The following is a 20975-nucleotide window of genomic DNA, read 5'->3' as shown; positions in this document are numbered from 1 at the left end:
ACGGCCCACGGCGTCGCGGGTCAGAGTGGACAGACCCGCGGCGCCCGGGCCCCGTCGGACCCGGCAATGGTGACCGGAAGGGGCTTCCGCCCGCGGTTGGCGAAGCCCGGCGCGTCCCACATCGTGCAGGTGATCTGGTCGGCGGCGATCGTCGACAGGGTCGTCACGGGCCCCGTCATGGTCAGCGTGAAACCGACCGCGCCGGGTGTCGCCACCGGCGGGGCGGCCGGCACGAGACCCGCCGGCACCTCGGTGGTGAACCCCTGGCTGCGCTCGCGCTCGTTCGGCCCCTGCGCCAGCAACCCGACCACCTGCTCGGACGAGAGAAACTCCTGGGCCGGGCGGACGACCGGCGCCAACTCTCCCTGCCGGACCAGATAGAGCCGGGCGCCCTCGGTCGGGCCGTCCGGTGCGGGACGGCCGGTCACGACCCCGCTGGGCCGCACCCCGCAGCCGGCGGCGACGAGGGTGACCAGCACCACGCCGGCCAGCAGCGCGGCGAGCCGCGAGGCGCCCGCCCGCCGGGGACGTGTCGCCGTCGATCCGGTCACCGTACGCCTCCCGGGTCCGTGGTGTCGGTGGCGGTGGGGTCGGCCGTCGCGGACGGCAGGTGGAGCGTGAACACCGCCCCACCGGCCGGACCGTTCGCGGCCACGAGGGCGCCCGTCCGTCCGGCGTACCGGTGCAGCCGGGCGTTCTCCCACGCGATGGCGAGGCCCAGCCCGCTGCCCTCGGACCGGGTCCGCGCGGTGTCCGCCTTGTAGAACCGGTCGAAGACGTGCGGTAGCACCTCCGGGTCCAGGCCCGGGCCGTTGTCGCCCACCTCGATGGTGATCCAGCCCGACTCGGCGCTCAGTCGCAGCCACACCGGCGGGGTGCCGTGCCGGAACGCGTTGCCGACCAGGTTGGCGACGATGACGTCCAGTCGGCGGGGGTCCAGCCGCGCCACGATGCCGGCCGGCAGGTCGGTCCGTACCCGGTCGGCCCAGCCCCGGGCCCGCAGCGTCGCGGTCACCGCGGCGGCCACGTCGATGTCGTCGAGTGCCAGCCGCGCCGTGCCCGAGTCGAACCTGCTCACCTCGATCAGGTCGTTGACCAGCAGGGTGAGCCGCTGGGTCTCCTGACTGACCAGCCGGGCGGCCTGACCGGCGTCGCCGGGCAGCCGGTCCGCCTCCTCGTCGAGGACGTCGGTGACCGCCGTCATCGCCGCCAGCGGCGTACGCAGCTCGTGCGACACGTCGGCCACGAAGCGCCGGGCATCGGCCTCCATCCGGCGCAGCTCCCCGACCTGCCGCTCCAGCAACTCGGCGGTGTGGTTGAAGGTCCGCGCCACCTCGGTCAACTCGTCCGATCCGCGGACCGCGAGCCGGGTGGTCAGGTCGCCCGCACCGAGGCGGTGCGCGGCCCGGCCCAGCTCCCGTACGGGACGTAGCACCCCGCTCGCCGCCACCGTGGCCAGCACGGCCGCGAAGAGCAGGGACAGTCCGCCGGTCAGCCAGGCCCACGTGGCGAGCCGGTCGATGCTCTGCTGCTCGGCCACCAGACTCCGGACGGCGTAGACCTCCACGCCGGAGGGAATCGTCGTGCCGTCCGGCCGCTCCAGCCGCAGCTGCACCCCGATGACCAGGGCGGGCATCCCGCCGAACGAGACACGCTGCCAGACGACGCGGTCGCCCTGCACCTCCTGACGTAGTTCCGGCGAGATCGGGTCGGGCATCCCGCCGTTCCACGAGGTGAGGTCGTGGTACCTGACGATGGCGGATCCGTCGCGGTCGGAGAGCAGCTGCGCCACCCGGTCGAGGTCCTCCTGGGTGGGTGGGAGCTGGCGGATCGGGTACGCCTCCGCGAGCTGGTCGACCAGGGACACGACCGCGGCGTCCTGCGCCTGCTGGAGGATGACGTTCCGCGCCTGGAAGTAGCTTCCGCCGGCGACGGCGGCCGTGGTCAGGAGCCCGAGCAGCACGAAGGCGAGGAGCAGCCGGACCCGGAGCCCGGCGGCCCGCGGACCGGGCCAGCGCCTCACAGCGGCCCGAACCGGTATCCGAAACCGCGTACCGTCTGCACGTAGACCGGTGTCGACGAGTCGTCCTCGATCTTCGCGCGCAGCCGCTGCACGCAGGCGTCCACCAGCCGCGAGTCGCCCAGGTAGCCGTGCTCCCAGACGGCCTCCAGCAACTGCTGCCGGCTCAGCACCCGGCCGGGCGTCCGCGAGAGTTCCAGTAACAGGCGCAGCTCGGTCGGCGCGAGGCTCACCGGAGCGCCGTCCTTGCCCACCACGAGGGCGGCCCGGTCGATGGTGAGGCGGCCGTAGCGTTCCACGCCCGGCTCGCCGCCCCGCCGCGCCTCGCCGACGGCCCGCCGCAGCACCGCCCGGATGCGCGCCTCGAGCACCCGCGGCTGTACCGGCTTGACCACGTAGTCGTCGGCGCCCGCCTCCAGGCCGGCCACCACGTCCATGTCGTCGTTGCGGGCGGTGAGCATGATGATCGGTAGGTCACCGAGTGCCCGGATCCGGCGGCAGACCTCGAACCCGTCCATCCCGGGCAGCATGAGGTCGAGGACCACGACGTCGGACCCGCCGGCTCCCAGCCGCTCCAGCCCCTCCTCACCGGTCGCCACGGCGTCCACGCTGTGTCCCTGCCGGGTCAGCGCCAACCGCAGGCCGTCGCGCACGGTCTGGTGGTCTTCGATCAGCAGGACTCGGGACATGTCGGCAAGTATCGCATCATGAGCTGATCTCACCGTTTCCCTCGGTCCGGTGCCCCGACCGCGGCCGGCTCCGGTGGCTCGTCGCGTCCCGCAGGTCCGTCGTACGCAGGGGAAGCAGCACCGACACCACGATCGCGACCGTCAGCCCGGTGACCGTCATCACGGCGATGAGCGGTCCCGGCTCGACCGAGGCGACCAGACCGGGCATAACCACCAGGAGCGCCCCGAGCAGCAGCACCAGCCCCGGCGCGGCGCCGAGGGCGCCCACCGCCCGTCCGCCGCGGTCGGTGCCGCCCTCCCGGGCCGCCTGACGACGCCTGGCGAGCACGGCCGAGGCGAGACAGCAGAGCGTCGCCGCCAGCAGGACACCGCCGACCGCGTCGCTGGCGCGGTGCCACCCGGTGAGCATCGTGGCCGCGGCCACCACCGACACGCCGGCCGCACCCGGCACGGCGATCCAGGCTCGGGCCCGCCGGGGCGCGACCAGGAGGAACGCCATCAGCAGCGCGGCCGCGGCCGTGACGTGACCGCTCGGAAAGCTGTTGTGGGTGGTCGAACTCTGCACCTGGAGGTCGGGACGGATCAGCACCGACTTCGCCACGCCGGCCACGGCTACCGCGCCGAGGACCATGACGACACCGACCACCCCCGCCAGCAGACGCCGACCGAGCACGCCCAGCAGCAGCACTCCCCCGAGCAGGGCGACCAGCACCGTCCGGTCACCGAAGACCTCCAGCACGGTCTTCGCCGGGCCCAGCAGGGCGGTGCGCTGCTCGTACCCTCCGCCCCGCTCGGCCCGGGGAAGCAGCAGGCCGTCCAGCCGTTGACCGGCCCGCGTCCACAGGAACACGCCGCAGGTCACCCCGAAGCCGAGCAGGTAGCACCCAGCCGCGCCGAGCGGCGGCAGGCTCGGGTGAGCGTCATCGCCGGCCGGCGGCAGTGGGCGCCGCGGCGGTGGGTCGGACGCCGGTCTGGCGAGGGTCGACGGTCCAGGATTCACCCGTCCCATGCTCGGCCCGGTAGATGCGGACCCCGTCCGCACCATGTCTTGGTTCTGTCACAGTCGCGTCGGTGGGCGGCGCGCCCGCCCGGTCACCGGGGCGAGGCGTTGCCCGGACCGCCGAAGGGCTCACCCAACCGCCGAAAGGCGCGGGGCTTCGACCTGCGCGGGTCGCGGCGTTCGGCGGGCGGCGGGGAACCGGGCGTCCCGGTGACGTCGTCGGGCCCCAGGCCGAGCATGCCGCTGACGAGCGGGCCGAGCTCCTCGCACTCACGCTGGCAGTCGAGGCAGTCCAGCAGGTGCGCCTCGAAGGCCACGACGGCGCGCGGGCACAGCTCACCCAACAGGTAGGGCCCGCAGCTGTCACACGTGGCGTCGAGGCCGTCGTCCGTCATTGGCGTGCCTGATCTGCGTCGTAGACCCGGCCAGTGTGAGCGGCGCAGGTGCGGGCGAAATTGGACAGCGACACTCTACGTGTTGGGAGCGGGCCCAGGTAGGCAGCGAATCGCGGAAACTCGGTTACGCAGCGTCAGTTCGGGGCGATCCGGCCGATTGCGGCACGCAGTGCCCGTAACGCGTAGTAGGCCCGCGATTTGACAGTTCCCTCCGGTATGCCGAGCCGCTGCGCCACCTCGTCCGTGGAGCGACCCCGGTAGTACAGCTCGATCAGCACGGCGCGGTGCGCCGGGGTCAGCTTCGGCATCGCCCGGCGGATCGTCTGTGCGGCCACCACCGCCTCGGTGATGTCCTCCTTGCAGGGCAGGTCGCCGAGATCCTGCAGGCCGACCTCGATGGGGCGCGCCTGACGGGCACGGGCGGCATCGATGGCGATCCGGCGGGCGACGATGAACAGCCACCGGCGGGTCGACTCCCGGGAGGTCGGCAAGCGGTCCAGGTGTCGCCAGGCCTGCAACATCGTCTCCTGCAGCAGGTCCTCCGCCAACTGCCGCTCGCCCCAGCTCAGGCGGAGCAGGAAACGGTAGAGCGCCTCGGCATGTTCCGCGTGCACGGTGCGCATCCGGGCCCGGGCCAGCACTGTCTCGTCTGGCTGGTCATCGCCACGAACGTCGCTGTACAAAGCCCGGCCGGAGTCGCTGAGCTCCAGCAACAACGAACCGCCTCCCCCACTACCGTCTTCCGTCGCTGCCGCGATCGACCCTGGCGAGGTCGTCGGAGGCTTCGGTGCAGCATACGGTCGGGCACACGTTCGGCAGAAGAAAAGTTTACACATCCAATACAAACACTGGCGGACGCGGAAGAACTTCGAACGGCGTTCACGCAACGGCCACGTCCTCGGCAAGGAGCGTTCGCAGCTCGTCCACACTGGGATCCCGCAGGGTCCGGATCCGACCGGCCTGACGCGTGACCGCCTCGTCGAGCACCTGCCGGGCGTACCGGCCGTTGCCGAACGACTTCGACCGGGGCACCCGCTCGAAGTGCTCACGCAGCGCCACCAGGGTCTGCCCCGGGCACTCGTAGCCGCTGGCGGAGGCGAGGTTCTGGAAGATGGCCACCAACTCGTTCGCGTCGTAGTCGGCGAAGTGGATCCGGCGCGAGAACCGGGAGGCGAGACCCGCGTTCGCGTCCAGGAACTGCTCGATCTCCTCCTCGTACCCGGCGACGATGACCACCACCTCGTCGCGATGGTCCTCCATCAGCTTCACCAGGGTGTCGATCGCCTCCCGACCGAAGTCCTGCCGGGCGTCCGGGGGCGCCAGCGTGTACGCCTCGTCGATGAAGAGCACCCCACCCCGCGCACGGTCGAACGCCTCCCGGGTCCGCTGGGCGGTGTGTCCGATGTACTCGCCGACCAGGTCGGCCCGGGCGGCCTCCACCAGTTGGCCGCCGGAGAGCACACCCAACGCGGTCAGCAGCTCCCCGTAGAGCCGGGCGACGGTGGTCTTGCCCGTGCCCGGGGGGCCGGAGAAGACCAGGTGCCGGGACACCGACGGAGCCGGCAGTCCCGCCCGCACCCGGGTCCGGATGGTCGCCAGCAGGTCGATCATGTCGGCCACCTCACGCTTCACCCCGGCCAGGCCGATCATGTTGTTGAGGCGGGCGAGCAGGCGGTCGACCTCGTCGTCACGGGCCGCCCCGGCGTGCACGCCGGAGGTCGCCGGCGCGCCGAGGTCCTGCGGCAGCAACTGCGCCAGCTCGACACCGGAGGTCTCACCGGCCTGGGACAGCCGGTACGCCTGACGCCCGACCATCTCCTCGAACACCTTGCGGGCCACCCGCGCGTTGCCGAAGTTCGCGTCCCGGTTCATGCCGTCGAAGAGGCCCGCCAGCGCCACCCTGGTGTCGTACTCCAACGAGTAGTGGTGGGTGCTGCACAGCCGCTCCACGATGGTGACCAACTCGTTCGTCGAGTAGCTCTCGAACTCGATCGTCTTGGAGAACCGTGACGCCAGTCCCGGGTTGCCCTCCATGAACTGACGCATCTGCACCGAGTAGCCGGCGACAATGACCACCACCTCGTCCCGGTGGTCCTCCATCAGCTTCACCAGGGTGTCGACCGCCTCCCGGCCGAAGTCGTGCCCGGAACCGCCCTCCACCGGCGCGAGCGTGTACGCCTCGTCGACGAAGAGCACACCCCCGCGCGCCTCGTTGAACTTCTCGGTCGTCCTGACCGCGGTGCCGCCGATGTGTTCGGCCACGAGGTCGGCGCGGGAGACCTCGACCAGCTGACCGGAGCGGAGCACCCCGAGCGCGGCCAGGATCCGCCCGTACAGCCGGGCCACCGTCGTCTTTCCGGTGCCCGGGGCGCCGGCGAAGACCATGTGCCGCGACATCGGCGGCGCGGGCAGACCCGCCGCGGCACGCCGTTGGCTGATCCGGTGCAGCCCGACCAACGTCGCCACCTCGTGCTTCACGCCGGCCAGCCCGACGAGGGCCGCCAGCTCCGCGAGCAATGGTGTGGCCGGATCGGCCGGCTGCGCGGGGGTCGGCTCGGACGCGGCGCCGCTATCCTCTCCGGCGGTGGTCGGTTCGGCCACGACGACCGGGTCCGGTCGCGTCGAGGGCGTCTCCGGGACGCGGGGCTCGCCGGACACCGACGGCTGGGCGCGTCCGTGTCCCGCGTCGTCGACGGTCACCGCCCCGGGAACGGTCAGCCGGATCGGTTCGCCGCCGTTGCCGACGATGGTGCTCCGGACGACCCGCACCGGCGCCATCGTCTCGATGAGCAGACCGTCACCGCCGTTCTCCAGCACCTCACAGCCGTCGAGCCGGCCGGTGGAGCCGGCCCCGAAACTGATTCCCGGGCCGCCGCTGCCGCGTACCCGCGTGTGGGTCAGCGTCACCGTCGCACCCTGCGCGACGACGACGCCCGCCCTCGCCGACCCGCTGAACTCGCAGGCGGTGACCGTCGCGGTGCCGTCGGCGGCGACCAGCAGCGCGGTCACCCCCGAGCGGACCGTGGCCTGCGACATCGTCAGGCGCGTGCCACGGGTGACCAGCGCCCCGCCGCCCCGGCACCCGTCGATCACGCCACCGCGGACGGTCGGGTGGGCGGTGTCGGCCAGCCGGACGCCGTACTCCGCACATCCGGTGACCGTGACGTCCTCGACCGACGGGTGGGCCCGACCGCGCACCAGCAGGCCGTCCTGTCCGCCCCGCACGGTGACGCCGCGTACGACACCCGCCGCCTCCTCGTCGAACAGCAGCGAGACCCCAGCGTCGCCGGAGATCTGGCCGCCCTCGATGCGCGGTGCGCCGGATCCGGTCACCACCACGGCGGCGGACGCGGAGCCGGTGATCTCGCCGTCGCTGAACACCCCGGCGGCGGACTCCAACACGTAGAGCCCGTGTCCACCGGTGCCGTCGACCCGGCACCGGGTCAACACGGGATCGGCGGTGCCGGAGAGCACCACGCCGTGCCCGCCCACGGCACGGAACTCGCAGTCCTCGAAGGTGGGGCTGCCCCCGGTGACGAACACGGCCGTACCCGCGAGGTCGTGCACGGTGCTGCGCAGCACCCGCACCGCGCCGTCCCCCTCCACGACGATGCCCGGCCCGTCCACGGCGGAGATGTCGCAGCTCTCGACGGTGCCCCGGCCGCCACCGGTGGCGAGCACCCCCGCGCCACGGACGTCGGCCACGACACAGTCCTGGAGCACCGGGTCCGCCCCGCCGCTGATCACGACGGCGGTGCTGCCCAGGTCACGCAGGGTCGTCCGGACGATCGAGCCGGTGGCACCGCCGTCCAGCAGAAAGCCGGCGCCGAGCGGGTTGCCGACCCGGCAGTCGGCGACGTCGAACCGCCCGCCGGGAGCGTGCACGGCCACGATGCCCCGCCCGACGACCTCGCAGTCGGCCAGACGCAGCAGGCCCAGCCCGACCTGGACGGCGGGCAGATTGTCGCTGCCACCGCGCAGGATCAGGCCGCGCAGGGCGGCCGTGCCGCGCGCGGCGAGGACGGCCACCCCGTCGCCGCCGTCGACGGTGACCGTGCCCGGCCCCTCCTCGGCGGTCACCACGACGTCGCGGGTGAGGCGAAGCTGCTCACGGTAGATCCCCGGCTGGACCACGACCGTGGTGCCCGACGTCGCCGCGCGGACGGCCTCCTCGATGCTCGACAGGCATCCCGGATCCGTCTGGGACACCAACAGCATGCCGTTGGTCATGCACCCACTCCCTCTCCCGCCGCGACCGCGTCGGCGGATTCTGCCGGCACCGCGAACGGCCGGCCGTAGTCGTCCAACCCGGGGGCGAAGCCCGCCGTGCGGCTCTCCCCGCCCCCGGAGCCGCCGCGGGGCAGCGCCCGCAGCTGAGCCAGGATCCGGTCCGGGTCCGCGCGCGCCCGGTGCGGCGCCCCGCCGGTACGCGCGCCGAGGTCCTGAAGCAGCACCCGGGCAACCGCAGCCGTCCCGGTCGGCTCCTCGACGGCCAGCACGAGGAACCGGCTACCGGGCGGGAAGAGCGCGCCCCCCTGCCCGGCACCGACGGCGAGGGCACCGAGCCGGTGGGCGCTGGCCGACCAGATCGCGAACTCCACCCCGGGCGACGGCGCGGGGCCGACGGCCAGGTCCACGTCGACGAAGGCCGGCTCGGCGAGGACCGCACCGGGACGGTACGCGGCGACGTCGGCCACGTCGGCGGGCGCGCAACGGAAGACCGGGCCGAAGACCGAGGGGAGACGGCGCAACCCGTACGTCGCCCAGCGTGCCAGCAGCACCGACCGGGCCGCCTCGTCGTCGGGGCCACCACCCCGGAGCACCTCGTTGACGCGCTCCCGCTCGCCGTCCTGGTAGGCCCGCACCGCCACCAGACCGGCCGCGAGATCCGCGGCGGTGCCGACCGTGGCACGCAGGCCCGGCGACTCCGCCAGGGTCCGGCTGACCACCCGGGCGTACGCGTCATAGCGGGCGCCCACCGCCTGGCGCAGCGCCGCGCGGTTAGCCACGGTCAGCTCCGGGTCGGTGCCGGGAAGCCAGCGCGCCGCCGGGCGAGGCGCGACGGAGCGGGCTCCGGCCGACGGCGGACCGTCGGTCGTCCGGTGACTTCCGGCGGCACCCACGACCGCCTCGGCCGCGGCGCCGACCGTGGTCGTGCGGTCGGCGCCGCCCGTCGCGCCTGCACCGTTGGCGCCGCTGACGGCGACTCTGCCGGCGCTCGTCGTCCCCGCACCGCCGGCGCTGTGCACGGCGACCGGGCCGACGCTCGTCGTCCCGGCGCCGTCGATGCTGTGCACGGCGACCGGGTCGTCGGCGCCGGGAGCCCGGTCGACCCCGGGCGCCAGCGGGCCGGGGACGCGCGGCGGCGGCGCGCCGGGCGGCGTCATGGTCGGGTCCGGTCGCTCCTCGCCGTCGGCGCCCGTGGACGCGCCCACGGCGCCACCCGTCGACGTCGCACGCCGTCCCGCGGGCCGGGTGGGCGTCTCTACCCGGTCCGACCCGGGCGAGGACAGGTCGTCGACCTTCGGGGCGATGGCCACGGGCCCGATCGGCGCGCGCGGCAGTGGTGCGGTCGCCGCCGCCCGCTCCACATTGGACGAGACGGCGGCCGGCACGTTCCAGCGTGCCGGGTCGAGCAGGACGGCGAGGTCCGGGTCCAGCGGCACCGGCTCGGGCACCGGTGGGTCGTCGCGCCGGGCGCGCCTGCGGTCGGCGGGCACGAGGCGACGCGATCCCGGCGGCGGCAGCGCGGGCAGCACCGGCCCGTCCGGCCGGACCCGCCGGGGTGGTCGCTGCCCGTCGGGCCGGGCCCGTCGAGGGCTCCAGCATCGGAACGTCCCCGTGGTCCACAGCAACCCGCTGGCGGCGTGCCGCACCGGCGCGTCGGCGGCATGGACGGGCACGGCCAGCGCATCGGCCAGGCCGCCGTAGAGCAGGTCGGCCGCCGTGCCGCCGACCGTCGCGCCCCGGGCCACGACCACAACCGGCTGGTGCGGGTCGGGCCGGCAGGACGCGATCAGCCTCGCCAGCATGCGGGGCGGCGTCGGTCGCCCGCCGACGCGGAAGCCGGTCCGGTCGACGTCGATCTCGACGACGAAGCCGGCCAGCGCAGGAACGACGGTGTCGGTCGGCGGGTCGACGAACGACCAGCCCGCGCGGGTGCGTACGCCCGGAAGGTCGGGTGGTGGCACGACGGCCACGCGCGGCGTGGGCCCGGCCGGTGTGGTCCGGGGTGGCAGCCAGGTGAGCGGGGGCCGCTCGCGCGGCACCGCGACGACTCCCCCGTCCCGCAACATGAGCCACCACGGTCCGCGCGGTGGCCACTCCCGGCGCGCTGGTGCGCCCGGCACCACGGCCTCGACCGCCACCGCCACCGGAACCGGCTCGGGCTGGGCCGGCGCCGGCTCGGACTCCGCCGGTACCGGCTCGGCCTGGGCAGGCGGCCAGGCCGCGGCCGGGCGGGGCGGGCCGTCCGGCGGGCACACCATCCACGTCGGCTCGGGCTCGTCCGCACCGGCGCCCGGCGCACGCCACCCCGGCAGGCGCGTCAGACCGACGGTCGGCACCAGGACCTCCTGGCCGACCCACTCGGCCAGCTCACGTGCCGCCGCCGCCACGTCGACCGACCCCGCGTAGCCACCGGCGGCGACCAGCCGGATCGCTCCCTCGCTGCCGCCGAGATGCTCGAGCAGCAGGTCCGGCAGGAGCGTGAAGAAGTCCGCCCCGGCGGTCAGCGTCGGGGCGCTCAGCACGACGGTGCGGCCGTCCTCGCCGGGCAGGGCCGCGGCCAGCACCCGGAGCGGCTCGGGTGCGTCCGCCCCGGTACGCAGCACCAGCACGCCACCGACGGACTCGACGGTGACCGCGGCCGTGGAAGGTGGATCCGACCATGACGACGTCATCAGGCAGGACACCTCGCTCTCGACGGACGGCTCGACACGTTCACGGGACGGGGACGCGGGCAGCCCGGTCACGCCGGACCGGACCGCTGGGGCGTCCGGCCGAGGTCACGGACGCGGTGCGGCAGCGCTCAAGCGGTATTCGGCGGCACGACGGAGTTCATGCGGGCGCGGTCCCGTCACCGTCCTCCGCCGGAACCCCACCGGGGCCGTCGGCACCGTCCGCGGTCACGGCCGTGCCGTAGAGCACCGACAACGCCCGGTGGAACGCCACCGCGTCGACGTCGGGCAGCACGTACGCGTTGCCTCGGATGGCGTCGAGGAGACCGGCGTCGGGCGCCAGCCCGTAGGCACGTACGTAGTAGCCGACCGCGTCGCTCCAGATCCACCGTCCGTCGGTGCGGAACGCACTCGGCACGACCGGTTCCTGCGCCGGGTCGAGGACGTCCGGGGTGAGCTCCGGGGTGATGACCAACGGCACCCCGTCGTCGAGGTAGCGCGCCACCTGGTCCGCCTCGTCGTCGGCGAGCCGGGGACGGTCCGGCGCGAAGCCCGGGCCGCCGTCGGGTGCGACGGTGTCGTACACGCGGGCCAGGGTGGGCGCCGCGTTCGGCGTCGCGGCCCAGAGCAGGGCGGAGAAGCCGAGCATGGTCCGCTGGTAGGCGGGGAGGCCGTCCGGGTCGACGAACACCTCCACCTGGGGGTTGGTCTCCCCCACCGCCTCCAGCGTGTCCTGCAGCGCGGCGGCCAGTCCGGGCAGGCGCGTCTCGTCGGTGCCCGCCACGAGGTAGATCCGGCGCGGCGGCGGCCACTGCGCGCCCATCGCGGGGAACCGCCAGCTCCGCCACAGCGCCACCGCGGTCGCCAGCGACGGCATCGCGGCGACGGCCGCGGCGTCGACCACGTCCAGACCGCCCGGTCCGTCGTACGGGACGGTCAGGTCGAGGCTGTACGGCACGGCGTCACCGGCCTCGGCGAGCACCTCGGGGCTCACCGGCGCGACCCCGAACCGGGGCTGTGACTCCACCTCCGAACGCTCCAGTTCGCCCAGCGCGTCGGTGTCCTCCCCGGCGGCGGTGAGGACGTCGGCCAGCAGACCCGCGTCGGCCGGGGTCACCTCGACCCGTCCGGCCAGCGCGGCGAAGACGACCGCCTGCGCGATCTCGACGAACTGCCCGGCGGCCAGCCACCGCCGCGACTCGGCGACCAGCTCGTCCGGAACTCGCCCCGCCAGGCGGAGCAGCAGGTGGTGGAACGCCACGGTCAGCTGCTCCTGCGGCACCTCGCCGGCCTGCGTCTGCAACCCCTGCTCCCTTCCCACCGCGGTGGCGGCCCGACGACGTGTCCGGTCGGGTCCGCGCACCCACGCCCCACGACGGTCCGGGCGACGTTCCGGTTCAATCCCCGCCGAAGCGATGTGGTGACTCGGTTCGGGCGACCCCGTCGGGTCGCGTACGGTTCGGGGCCGTACCGGCGGCGTCGACGTACCGGCGAGGGGTGGGGCGGACATGAGCGGATGGGTCGGCGATCGATGTGACCGGCGCGGCACGCGCCCGTCGGTCGCCCGCGACGGATCGCGGCGTCCCCTGCGGCTGCTGCTCGGCGTCGCGCTCGGCCTCGGCGGCGTCGTCGCACCGACGGTGGCGCTGGCCGCCCCGGTCCCCTCGGGTGGGCCGGTCCCGACCCGGGTCACCGCGTCGAGCTCCGCGGCGCCCGCCGACGCGTCGGCGCCCCGCTACTACCTGGTCGGCCCGCCGCGCGACGGCCAGCCCGAGTTCCTCTACCAGATCGCGGCGCGAACCCTGGGGGACGGCAACCGGTACCGGGAGATCTTCGACCTCAACCGTGGCCGCCGACAGCCCGACGGGGGCGCGCTCACCGATCCGCTGACGGTGCTGCGGCCCGGTTGGATTCTCGTCCTGCCACCGGACGCGGACGGTCCGGCCGTACGCGTGGGGCCGCTGCCGTCACCGGATGTGGCACCACCGAGCGGGTCGGGCACCACGAGCGCGGACGACTCCGGCGGCGGCGCCACCCCGTACCTGATGGGTGCCGTCGGTCTGGTCGCCGTCGCGGGTCTGCTGGCGCTGGCACTGCGGCGCTCGCGTGGGGCGGGTGACCGGTCCACACCTGCGGCGACGCCGCCGGCACCGGCCGCCACCGGTACGCCCGCCGACAGCCACAGCGACAGCGACAGCGGCCCGGTCTCCGGCGCTCCGGCCCCACTGGGCGCGGCCACCACGGCCACGCTCACCACCGGGCGGCCGGTGTCCCTGCTGACCCGGTCCGGGCGTGTGGTCGTGGACCTCGAGTGGCCGACGGGCCGACTCGACGTACGCCTGCTCGGCACCGCGCCCGACGCCGAGGCCGGCACCCCGTGCGCCTGGCTCGACGACGACGGTCCGCTGCCGGCCGCCACCCTGCCGGTCGTGCTCGGTCGGCGGGCCGGACGGCGGTTCTTCGTCGACCTGGCGGCGGCTCCCGACGTGGTCACCGTCACCGGCCCGGTCTCGTCGGCACGTCAGGTGGCGCTGGCGGTCGCCGAACAGCTCCACGCGGCGGGCGTGGCCGTCACGGTCGTCGGCGACGCGCTCGGCGGCGACGCGCTCGGCGGCGACGCGCCGGCGGCGTACCGACGGGTGCCGGCCTTCCCGACCGACGACGCCGAGGCCGCGCTGACCGGCCCCGGCGTGCTGATCAGCGCCGGCCTGCGGGGCGCGGAGCTGGCCGCCGCGCGGGACCTGGCCGCCCGCAGCGGTCACCGGGTCGTGCCGGTGCTGGTCGGCGAGGTGGTGCGGTCCCGCTGGTCGGTCCGGGTCAGCGAACCGAAGCCCTGAGCGGTCGCGGGACGCCCCGCGCACCGCGCCGACGCCTCGCGTGGCGAGTTTTGAACCGGCGGGCGCGCCGCCGCGTCGTCGAGGAGGGCTGCCGCGTGGTTCGGCCACGGGCGCGCCACGAGCACAGGCGAGGCGAAGGAGGCCGTCGGTGGCGGCGAAGGTGCGGGCCCTGCCCGGTCTGCTGGGCGCGGTGGCGCTGCTGGCCGCGCTGACGCAGGTGGGCGGGCCGGCTCGACAACCGGTGTCCGTCGCGCGGGCCGGGGCGCCCACCCCGACACCGACCGCGGCAGCGGCCGACGACGAGACGTACGTGAAGTACGTGGTGGTCACGGCCGACACCGCCGGCCCGGAGGGACTGACCACGATCGCCGACCGGTTGCTCGGCGACACGAGCCGGGCCGAGGAGCTCTACCAGCTCAACGTCGGCCGGCGGCAGCCCGACGGCCAGGCCCTGACCGACCGGCGTCAGCTGCGCGCCGGCTGGGCGCTGGTCCTGCCCTGGGACGCGGTCGGCGACGGGGTACGCGTCGGTCCCCTCCCCACACAGCCACCGAGCGTGCCGTCGGCGCCCGGCGGGACCGCCACCGGCGTACGGCGCTGCGCCCCGCCCACGCCGGTCGCGCCCGGTCCGGACTGGTCGCCGCCGCAGCGCGCGTGGGAGCGTACGCGGGGCGCCGGAGTGCTCGTCGCGATCGTCGACTCCGGTGTCGACGGCAACCGTCCGGAGCTTCGCGGGCGGGTCGGGGCCGGGGTGGACATCCCGTCCGGTGGCGACCGCGGGGACGTCGACTGCCTCGGCTCGGGCACCGCGATGGCGGGCGCCGTGGGCGCCGGGCCGGCAGCCGGGGCGACACCCACCGGTCCCGGTGCGACGGCGGGCACCGGCCCGGTGGGGATGGCCCCGGAGGCGACGATCCTCCCGCTGCGGATCGTGGGCGACACCCCCCGGTCGGAGCCGGCCGACGCCGCCACCGCGATCGAGGTCGCGGCGTCCGCGGGCGCCGGGGTGATCGCACTCGGCGCCTTCGTGGACCTCACCGATCCGCTGGTGTCGGCGGCGGTCAACGCGGCGTCGGACCACGACGTCGTCCTGGTCGCCGCCGCCCCGGCCGGCACCGGCGACCCGACCGCACCGACCGTCGACGCGCCGGTCGGCCTGCTCCGCGTCGGCCAGGTCGGCGCGCCGGGGCAGCCGGCGGGCGGTGACGTGCTCGCACCCGGCGCCGGCCCCGCGGCGGGCGACGCCGGGCCGCGGTACGAGGTGGCCCTCGCCGCGGGCACGGCAGCCCTGATCCGGTCCGCGTTCCCGGACCTCGGCGCGGCGCAGGTCGTCCAGCGGGTCAGGGACACCGCCGACCGGGCCGCGGGCGCCGAGGCCGGTGCGCCGGGCGTGCTGAACCCGGACGCCGCGGTCACCGCCCCCGTCGCGGAGGCCGCGTCCCGGCCCGACCGGGGCGGGAACTCGGACGCACTGCGCGTCCTCACGATCGCCCTGCTGGTCGTCCTCGGCATCGCCTCGCTCACGCTGCTCGCCCGGCGCGGCACCGCCCGCCGTGCCCCGGCCGGCGCACCCGGGCGGGTGACCGCCGTCGGCACGGTGGCCGGCGCGGGCGCTGCCGGCGCCGGCAGCCCGACGCGCACCGACGACGCGGCGGGCACCGACGACGCGGCGGGCACCGACCGTGACTCGTCGGCCCGGCCGGACGCCGCCCGGACGCGCGGTCCCCGCCCCGCCGATTCCAGCCGGTGAACCGGCCCGATCGGGCCCGCGCGATCGCCGCGGCCCTGCTGCTCGGCGCCGCCGCCGTGCCGGCGATCCCGGCGTCGGCCGCCGCCTCCCCCACCGTGGTCCGCTCCACGCTCGCCGCCGATGTCACCGCCGGCGCTGGCGACACGCTGCCGGCCCGCGTGCGACCCGGCGCGGTCGCCGCCCCGCCCGCCGGCTCGCCGCCGGTGCTGCCGACCGTGACCCAGGGCTGTGTGGGCGAGTCGCCGGTGGTCGCGAAGAGCACACCCTGGGCTGTACGCCGGGTGCTGCCCACGGCGGCGTGGCCGCTGACCCGCGGCGAGGGCGTCGTCGTGGCGGTCTTGGACACCGGCGTGAGCCCGGCCGCCACGGCGTTGACGGGGGCGGTCCGGCGCGGCAACGACGTGGTCGGCTCCGGCGGCGGTGACCGGGACTGCTTCGGCCGGGGCACCGCGCTGGCCGGCATCGTGGCGGCCCGGCCCCTCGCCGGCACCGGATTCGTCGGGGTCGCGCCGGGAGCGACGATCCTGCCGATTCGCGTCGTCGACGCCCGGGGCAAGGTGCCCCCGGGGGCGATCGCCGCGGGCATCCGGGCGGCGACCGCCGCTCGGGCCGACGTCATCCTGGTCGGCCTCGGCACCACCGGCGGGGACCCGGGCCTGCGGGCCGCGATCCGGGATGCGGTCGCCCGGGACATCGTGCTCGTCGCCGCCGTCGCCCAGGCCAAGCAGACCGGCACGACCCCGTCGCCGCCCTGGTATCCCGCCGCCCACCCCGACGTCCTCGCGGTGGGTGGCATCGACGTCAAGGGGACGCTGACCGAGCAGTCCCCGCCGGAGGCCGGCGTGGACCTGGTGGCGCCCGCGTCCGACGCGGTGAGCGTCGCGCCGCGCGGCGACGGCCACTACGCCGTCACCGGCGCCGCGGTCGCCGCCGCCTACGTGGCCGGCGCCGCCGCCCTCGTCCGCGCCTACCACCCTGCGTTGTCCCAGGCGGAGGTCCGACAGCGCCTGGAGCTGACCGCCGAGCATCCACCCGGCGCGTGGCCCACGGCCGGCGCCGGCTACGGCATGCTCGACCTGTACCAGGCGCTGTCCGCGGTGGAGCCCAGCCGCCCGCCCCTGACGTCCCGACCCGACGCGGTGCGGCCGCTGCCGAAACCCGGTCCCACCGAACCGACCAGGCTCATCGCCGGCTCGGTGTCCGCCGGCATCGCCGGTCTGGCCGGGCTCGCCTACCTGGCGGCGATGACCGTCAAGTGGGGACGACGCCGCCGCTGGCGCCCCTGACCCCCGCACCGCCGCGCACGGCGGGGCGGCGCGTCGGCCGACCGCCCTCGGTCGGCCGACGCTCCGGTCACCGGTCAGCCGTCCGGCTCGCTCCACGCGGTCTGGATCAGCCGCGCGCCCCGCCGGGTGCACAGCAGCGCCCGACCCGGCGGCAGGTGACGCGGCTTGGTGTTGCCGAGCAGCGGGCCCTCGCTGGGCGGGCAGGACAGCGCCACGTCCGGGCTGTTGGTCTCCTGCATCCGGCGCAGCAGCGGGTCCATCGACATCCGCATCACGTTGGCCGCACCCCGCGTCACCACCAGGTGGAGTCCGACGTCCGCGCCCTGGGCCAGGTACGGCTGCAAGGGCAGCAGCGGGCTGTCGTGTCCGGCCAGCAGGTCGTAGTCGTCGACGAGCACGAACAGCTGCGGACCGGTCCACCAGTCCCGGCGTCGCAGCTGCTCGGGTGTGACGTCGGCACCCGGCATCCGGGAGGCGACGGCGGCGACGACGTCCGCCACGCTGTCGCGGGTGGAGTCGACCGAGACCGAGTAGCCGAGTTGGTACTCCTGCGGCACCGAGTCGAACAGTTGCCGGCGGTAGTCGACGATCATGATGCGGGCCTCGCCCGGCGTGTAGCGGGCCATCACCGACCGGGCGAGGTGACGCAGCAGGTTCGTCTTGCCGCTCTCGGTGTCGCCCAGCACCGTCAGGTGGGGGACCTCGGCGAAGTCGTGCCAGACCGGCTGCATTCCGGTCTCGTCCAGGCCGATCGCGACGCGGACGTCGCCGACCGGCGCCGGCAACGACTCCGCCGGCAACTGCGCGGGCAGGGTACGGACCGGTGGGGCGTGCGGCCCGGTCCAGAAGTCGCGGACCGTGGCGGCCAGCGCGCGTACGCCGTCGGCGACGGTGGACGGGTCGGCGAGGCCGTCGATGCGGGGAAGCGCGGCGAGGAAGTGCAGCTTCTCGGCGGTGAGGCCGCGACCGGGCACCTGCGGCACGGTGGCCGCCAGGCGCAGGTCGATGGTGGAGTCGACGGGGTCACCGAGCCGCAGTTCGAGCCGGGTGCCGATCTGGTCACGCATGGCGTGGTGCACCTCCGACCAGCGCGACGCGCTGAGCATCAGGTGGACACCGAAGTTGAGGCCCTGCGCGGCGATCTGCCGCACCCCACTCTCCAGCGCCTCGAACTCCTGGCGCAGGGTGAACCAGCCGTCCACGACCAGGAAGACGTCCCCGTAGGGATCGTCGGTGATCTCCCCCTGCGCGCGCAGCTTCCGGTACGTCGCGATGCTGTCGACCCCGAGCTCGCCGAAGCGGCGCTCGCGCTCCACGATGAGCCCGGTCACCTCCGCCAACGTGCGGCCGACGCGGTCGGTGTCGAGCCGCCCGGCGACGCTGCCGACGTGCGGCAGATCGGCCAGCGCGCCGAGACCCCCGCCGCCGAAGTCGAGGCAGTAGAACTGCACCTCCCACGGGGTGTGCGTCAGGGCCAGGCTGCTGATCACCGACCGGAGCAGGGTCGTCTTGCCGCTGCGCGGGCCGCCCGCGACGCCGACGTGCCCGCCGACTCCTGACAGATCGACGAGGAGCAGGTCCCGCATCTGTTCGAACGGTTTGTCGACGAAGCCCACGGGGGCGACCAGATTGCCCGTTCCGGGCCAGCCCAGGGCCGTGAGCCCTCGCTCGGCCTCGGGTGTCAGGGTCGGCAGCAGCTGGTCGAGCGTCGGCGAGGCGTCCAGTGGTGGCAGCCACACCTGGTGGGCCGGGGGCCCCTGGTCGAGCAGCTGCTCCACCACGACGTCGAGCACGGGGCGTTCCGGCGTCACCACGTCGTCGGCGGCGTCCTCGGCGGCCTGCTCGACCTCCTCCGGTGTGGGCTCGCGGAACGGTGCGGGCTCCAGCGCGTACGGCACCACCTGCTGTTGCAGGATCTCCTGCCGCACCCGGGGGACGGTGCTGCGGTACGGCCCGGAGACGTAACCGGCCTTGAACCGGATCAACGTCGCCACGTCGGTGCGCAGGTACCCGTTGCCCGGGGCCGGCGGCAGCTCGTACGCGTCCGGCACCCCGATGACGGAGCGGGACTCCATGGCGGAGAAGGTCCGCAGACCGATCCGGTAGGACAGATGCGACTCGAGCTGCGCGATGCGGCCGTCGTCGACGCGCTGGCTGGCCAGCAGCAGGTGCACGGCGAGCGAGCGACCGAGCCGCCCGATCATCACGAACAGGTCGATGAAGTCGCGGTGGGTGGCGAGCAGTTCGCTGAACTCGTCGACCACGACGAAGAGGGTGGGCAGCGGGTCCAGTGGCGCGCCCTGGACCCGGGCGCGTTCGTACTCCAGCACCGAGCTGTACCCGCCGGCCTGCCGCAGCAGCTCCTGCCGGCGGACCATCTCGCCGTGCAGCGCGTCGCGCATCCGGCCCACCAGGGCCGCCTCGTCGGCCAGGTTGGTGATGACCGCGGAGGTGTGCGGCAGCCGGTCGAGGCCGAGGAAGGTGGCCCCGCCCTTGAAGTCGACGAGGACGAAGTTCAGCGTCTCCGACGAGTGCGTGGTGGCCAGCGCCAGCACCAGCGTGCGCAGCAGTTCGCTCTTGCCGGAGCCGGTGGCGCCGATGAGCATGCCGTGCGGCCCCATGCCGCCCAGCGCGGACTCCTTCAGGTCCAGGGCGACGGGTTCACCGCTGGCGTCGATGCCGATGGGCACCCGCAGCCGCTCCGCGGCCGTCCGCGGGGCCCAGAGCGCGTCCAGGTCCAGCTGTTGCAGGTCGGGGATGTGCAGCATCGTGCCGAGGTCGAAGTCGGTGTTCAGCGTGTCCGCCGGGGTCTCGGTGACCACCCCGAGCCGGTACGGCGACAGCGTCCGGGCCACCACCGCGGCCTGCGCCGTGCTGAGCCGGTCCGGGGTGGCCAGCCGCGTGCGCGCCTCGCCGCCCACCCGGTCCTGCCGCACCATGCGCAGGTCGTCGCCGTCCACCTCCAGGCAGAGCGCACTCTTGACGGCGGCGGGCGTCGGATCGTCCAGGTCGATGAGGACCGCGTTGCGGTAGCCGGCGGTCGCCATCCGGCTGCCGTTGCCGAGGCGTCCACCGTCGCGCACCACCACCACGTACGGCTCGTCCCGCCCCGGCACTGCGCCCTGCTCGTAGCGGGGTCGCGCGGCGAACGCCTCGCCGAGCCACTGCTCCACCTGCTCCAGGGTCGCGCCGACGAGCCGCGCGGCGCCGGCGGCATCGTGCTCGGTGGGGTGTTGCAGGTGCGGTAGCCACTTGGTCCACTGCCACTCGGCGGCCGTCTCGTCGGTCACGCAGAGCGCCAGCCGGACCTCCTCCGGCGCGTGGAAGCTCACGAGCTGCGTCAGCAGTGCCCGCACCACCGGCCGGGTCTGTTCCTTGTCGCCGGCCATCCGGATCTGCGCGAACCCGCGCAGGAAGACCGCGATCGGCTGGTCGGTGATCGTCGTGTACGCCCGGATGAAGCGGCGCAGTGACTTCGCGGCCAGCGGTTCCAGGTCCTCGACCGGCTTGGTCTGCAAGGGGTTGATACGCACCGCGAGGCGCTGTTCACCGGCGCCGACCCGGATCTCGAGGAAGTCCGGGTGGGTGGGCCGGCGCTCCCAGCGGCGGGAGGTCATCACCAGCGACCAGAGCGAGGCGGGTGCCGGATGCCGCCAGTCGCTGGCCTCCCGCTGGCGCTCGACGTGCTGACGTACCCGCTTGCGGTTCTGCGCCAGGTAACGCAGGTAGTCGCGGCGGTCGCCGCCGAGCCGCGACTTGCGTTCCATCCCACCGACGACGATCTGGCCGACCACCATGCCGACGAGCGCGACCGCCATCAGCCCCAGGATGATCCAGAGGAAGGGTCCGCCGCTGCGGCTGATGAACAGCAGCACCATGCTGCCGGACATCAGGGCCATCGGCAGCATGAGGAACGCCTGCCGCAGCCCGGTCTGCCCGGGCTCGGGCAGCGCCGGAGGTTCCTGGAGATTGATCTCGCCGGACGGCATCTCCGGTCCGTTGCGGCGTGCCGGACGTCGGAACAGCACCGTACTCAAGGGGCAGCCTTCCGTGTCGCGGGCCGTTGCCCGCCTCCTGCGCTCGGGTCGACCCCATCCGT

The 20975-nt window shown here is 74.9% G+C and carries 13 protein-coding genes; 3 read left to right on the top strand and 10 right to left on the bottom strand.

What is annotated here, in order from left to right:
* Window positions 1–20: 20 nt before the first annotated feature.
* The 9 genes from GA0070620_RS02740 to GA0070620_RS02700 form a co-directional block, all read right to left on the bottom strand.
* Window positions 21–551, bottom strand: coding sequence for a hypothetical protein (locus tag GA0070620_RS02740; RefSeq protein ID WP_231922182.1), 531 nt, complete (start codon window positions 549–551; stop codon window positions 21–23).
* Window positions 548–2023 (bottom strand): sensor histidine kinase, encoded by a 1476-nt coding sequence (locus GA0070620_RS02735; RefSeq protein ID WP_091588240.1) that lies wholly within the window; start codon window positions 2021–2023, stop codon window positions 548–550. The genes GA0070620_RS02740 and GA0070620_RS02735 overlap by 4 nt, the downstream gene beginning before the upstream one ends.
* Entirely contained in the window at window positions 2020–2709 is a 690-nt protein-coding gene (locus GA0070620_RS02730; RefSeq protein WP_091588238.1) for a response regulator transcription factor, read from the bottom strand. The genes GA0070620_RS02735 and GA0070620_RS02730 overlap by 4 nt, the downstream gene beginning before the upstream one ends.
* A gap of 16 nt (window positions 2710–2725) precedes the next feature.
* Complete coding sequence (locus GA0070620_RS33950; protein WP_157741516.1) at window positions 2726–3709, bottom strand: phosphatase PAP2 family protein; 984 nt, start codon at window positions 3707–3709, stop codon at window positions 2726–2728.
* Window positions 3710–3801: 92 nt separating this feature from the next.
* A complete protein-coding gene (locus tag GA0070620_RS02720) occupies window positions 3802–4104 on the bottom strand; it encodes an anti-sigma factor (RefSeq protein ID WP_091588234.1) in 303 nt (100 codons plus the stop codon).
* Window positions 4105–4238: 134 nt separating this feature from the next.
* The gene (locus tag GA0070620_RS02715; protein WP_231922180.1) at window positions 4239–4820 is read right to left on the bottom strand and encodes a sigma-70 family RNA polymerase sigma factor; all 582 of its coding nucleotides are present in this window, start codon (window positions 4818–4820) and stop codon (window positions 4239–4241) included.
* 163 nt (window positions 4821–4983) lie between these two features.
* A complete protein-coding gene (locus GA0070620_RS02710) occupies window positions 4984–8334 on the bottom strand; it encodes a right-handed parallel beta-helix repeat-containing protein (RefSeq protein WP_091588231.1) in 3351 nt (1116 codons plus the stop codon).
* Window positions 8331–11006: a hypothetical protein gene (locus GA0070620_RS02705; protein ID WP_157741515.1), complete on the bottom strand. Its 2676-nt coding sequence runs from the start codon at window positions 11004–11006 to the stop codon at window positions 8331–8333. The genes GA0070620_RS02710 and GA0070620_RS02705 overlap by 4 nt, the downstream gene beginning before the upstream one ends.
* 157 nt (window positions 11007–11163) lie before the next feature.
* Window positions 11164–12306: a hypothetical protein gene (locus GA0070620_RS02700; protein ID WP_091588227.1), complete on the bottom strand. Its 1143-nt coding sequence runs from the start codon at window positions 12304–12306 to the stop codon at window positions 11164–11166.
* Between the two features lie 205 nt (window positions 12307–12511).
* Between GA0070620_RS02700 and GA0070620_RS02695 the strand changes: the two genes are divergently transcribed.
* The 3 genes from GA0070620_RS02695 (at window position 12512) to GA0070620_RS02685 (ending at window position 16876) form a co-directional block, all read left to right on the top strand.
* The gene (locus GA0070620_RS02695) at window positions 12512–13840 is read left to right on the top strand and encodes a hypothetical protein (RefSeq protein WP_091588224.1); all 1329 of its coding nucleotides are present in this window, start codon (window positions 12512–12514) and stop codon (window positions 13838–13840) included.
* A 148-nt stretch (window positions 13841–13988) separates the two neighbouring features.
* Complete coding sequence (locus GA0070620_RS02690; RefSeq protein ID WP_091588222.1) at window positions 13989–15590, top strand: S8 family serine peptidase; 1602 nt, start codon at window positions 13989–13991, stop codon at window positions 15588–15590.
* The gene (locus tag GA0070620_RS02685) at window positions 15587–16876 is read left to right on the top strand and encodes a S8 family serine peptidase (protein ID WP_091588220.1); all 1290 of its coding nucleotides are present in this window, start codon (window positions 15587–15589) and stop codon (window positions 16874–16876) included. The genes GA0070620_RS02690 and GA0070620_RS02685 overlap by 4 nt, the downstream gene beginning before the upstream one ends.
* A 74-nt stretch (window positions 16877–16950) precedes the next feature.
* Here the strand turns inward: GA0070620_RS02685 and eccCa are convergent, their stop codons facing one another.
* Entirely contained in the window at window positions 16951–20913 is a 3963-nt protein-coding gene (gene eccCa / locus GA0070620_RS02680) for a type VII secretion protein EccCa (RefSeq protein WP_091588218.1), read from the bottom strand.
* Between the last annotated feature and the right edge of the window lie 62 nt (window positions 20914–20975).

Source organism: Micromonospora krabiensis (genome assembly GCF_900091425.1).
GTDB lineage: Bacteria > Actinomycetota > Actinomycetes > Mycobacteriales > Micromonosporaceae > Micromonospora > Micromonospora krabiensis.
The sequence above is the reverse complement of the archived record's forward strand: the minus strand, read 5'-3'. Positions and strand labels throughout refer to the sequence as shown.

Coding starts and splice junctions, on each gene's coding strand:
- GA0070620_RS02730 (WP_091588238.1), bottom strand. CDS start 2,709: ATGTCCCGAGTCCTGCTGATCGAAGACCACCAGACCGTGCGCGACGGC.
- GA0070620_RS02720 (WP_091588234.1), bottom strand. CDS start 4,104: ATGACGGACGACGGCCTCGACGCCACGTGTGACAGCTGCGGGCCCTAC.
- GA0070620_RS02710 (WP_091588231.1), bottom strand. CDS start 8,334: ATGACCAACGGCATGCTGTTGGTGTCCCAGACGGATCCGGGATGCCTG.
- GA0070620_RS02705 (WP_157741515.1), bottom strand. CDS start 11,006: ATGACGTCGTCATGGTCGGATCCACCTTCCACGGCCGCGGTCACCGTC.
- GA0070620_RS02695 (WP_091588224.1), top strand. CDS start 12,512: ATGAGCGGATGGGTCGGCGATCGATGTGACCGGCGCGGCACGCGCCCG.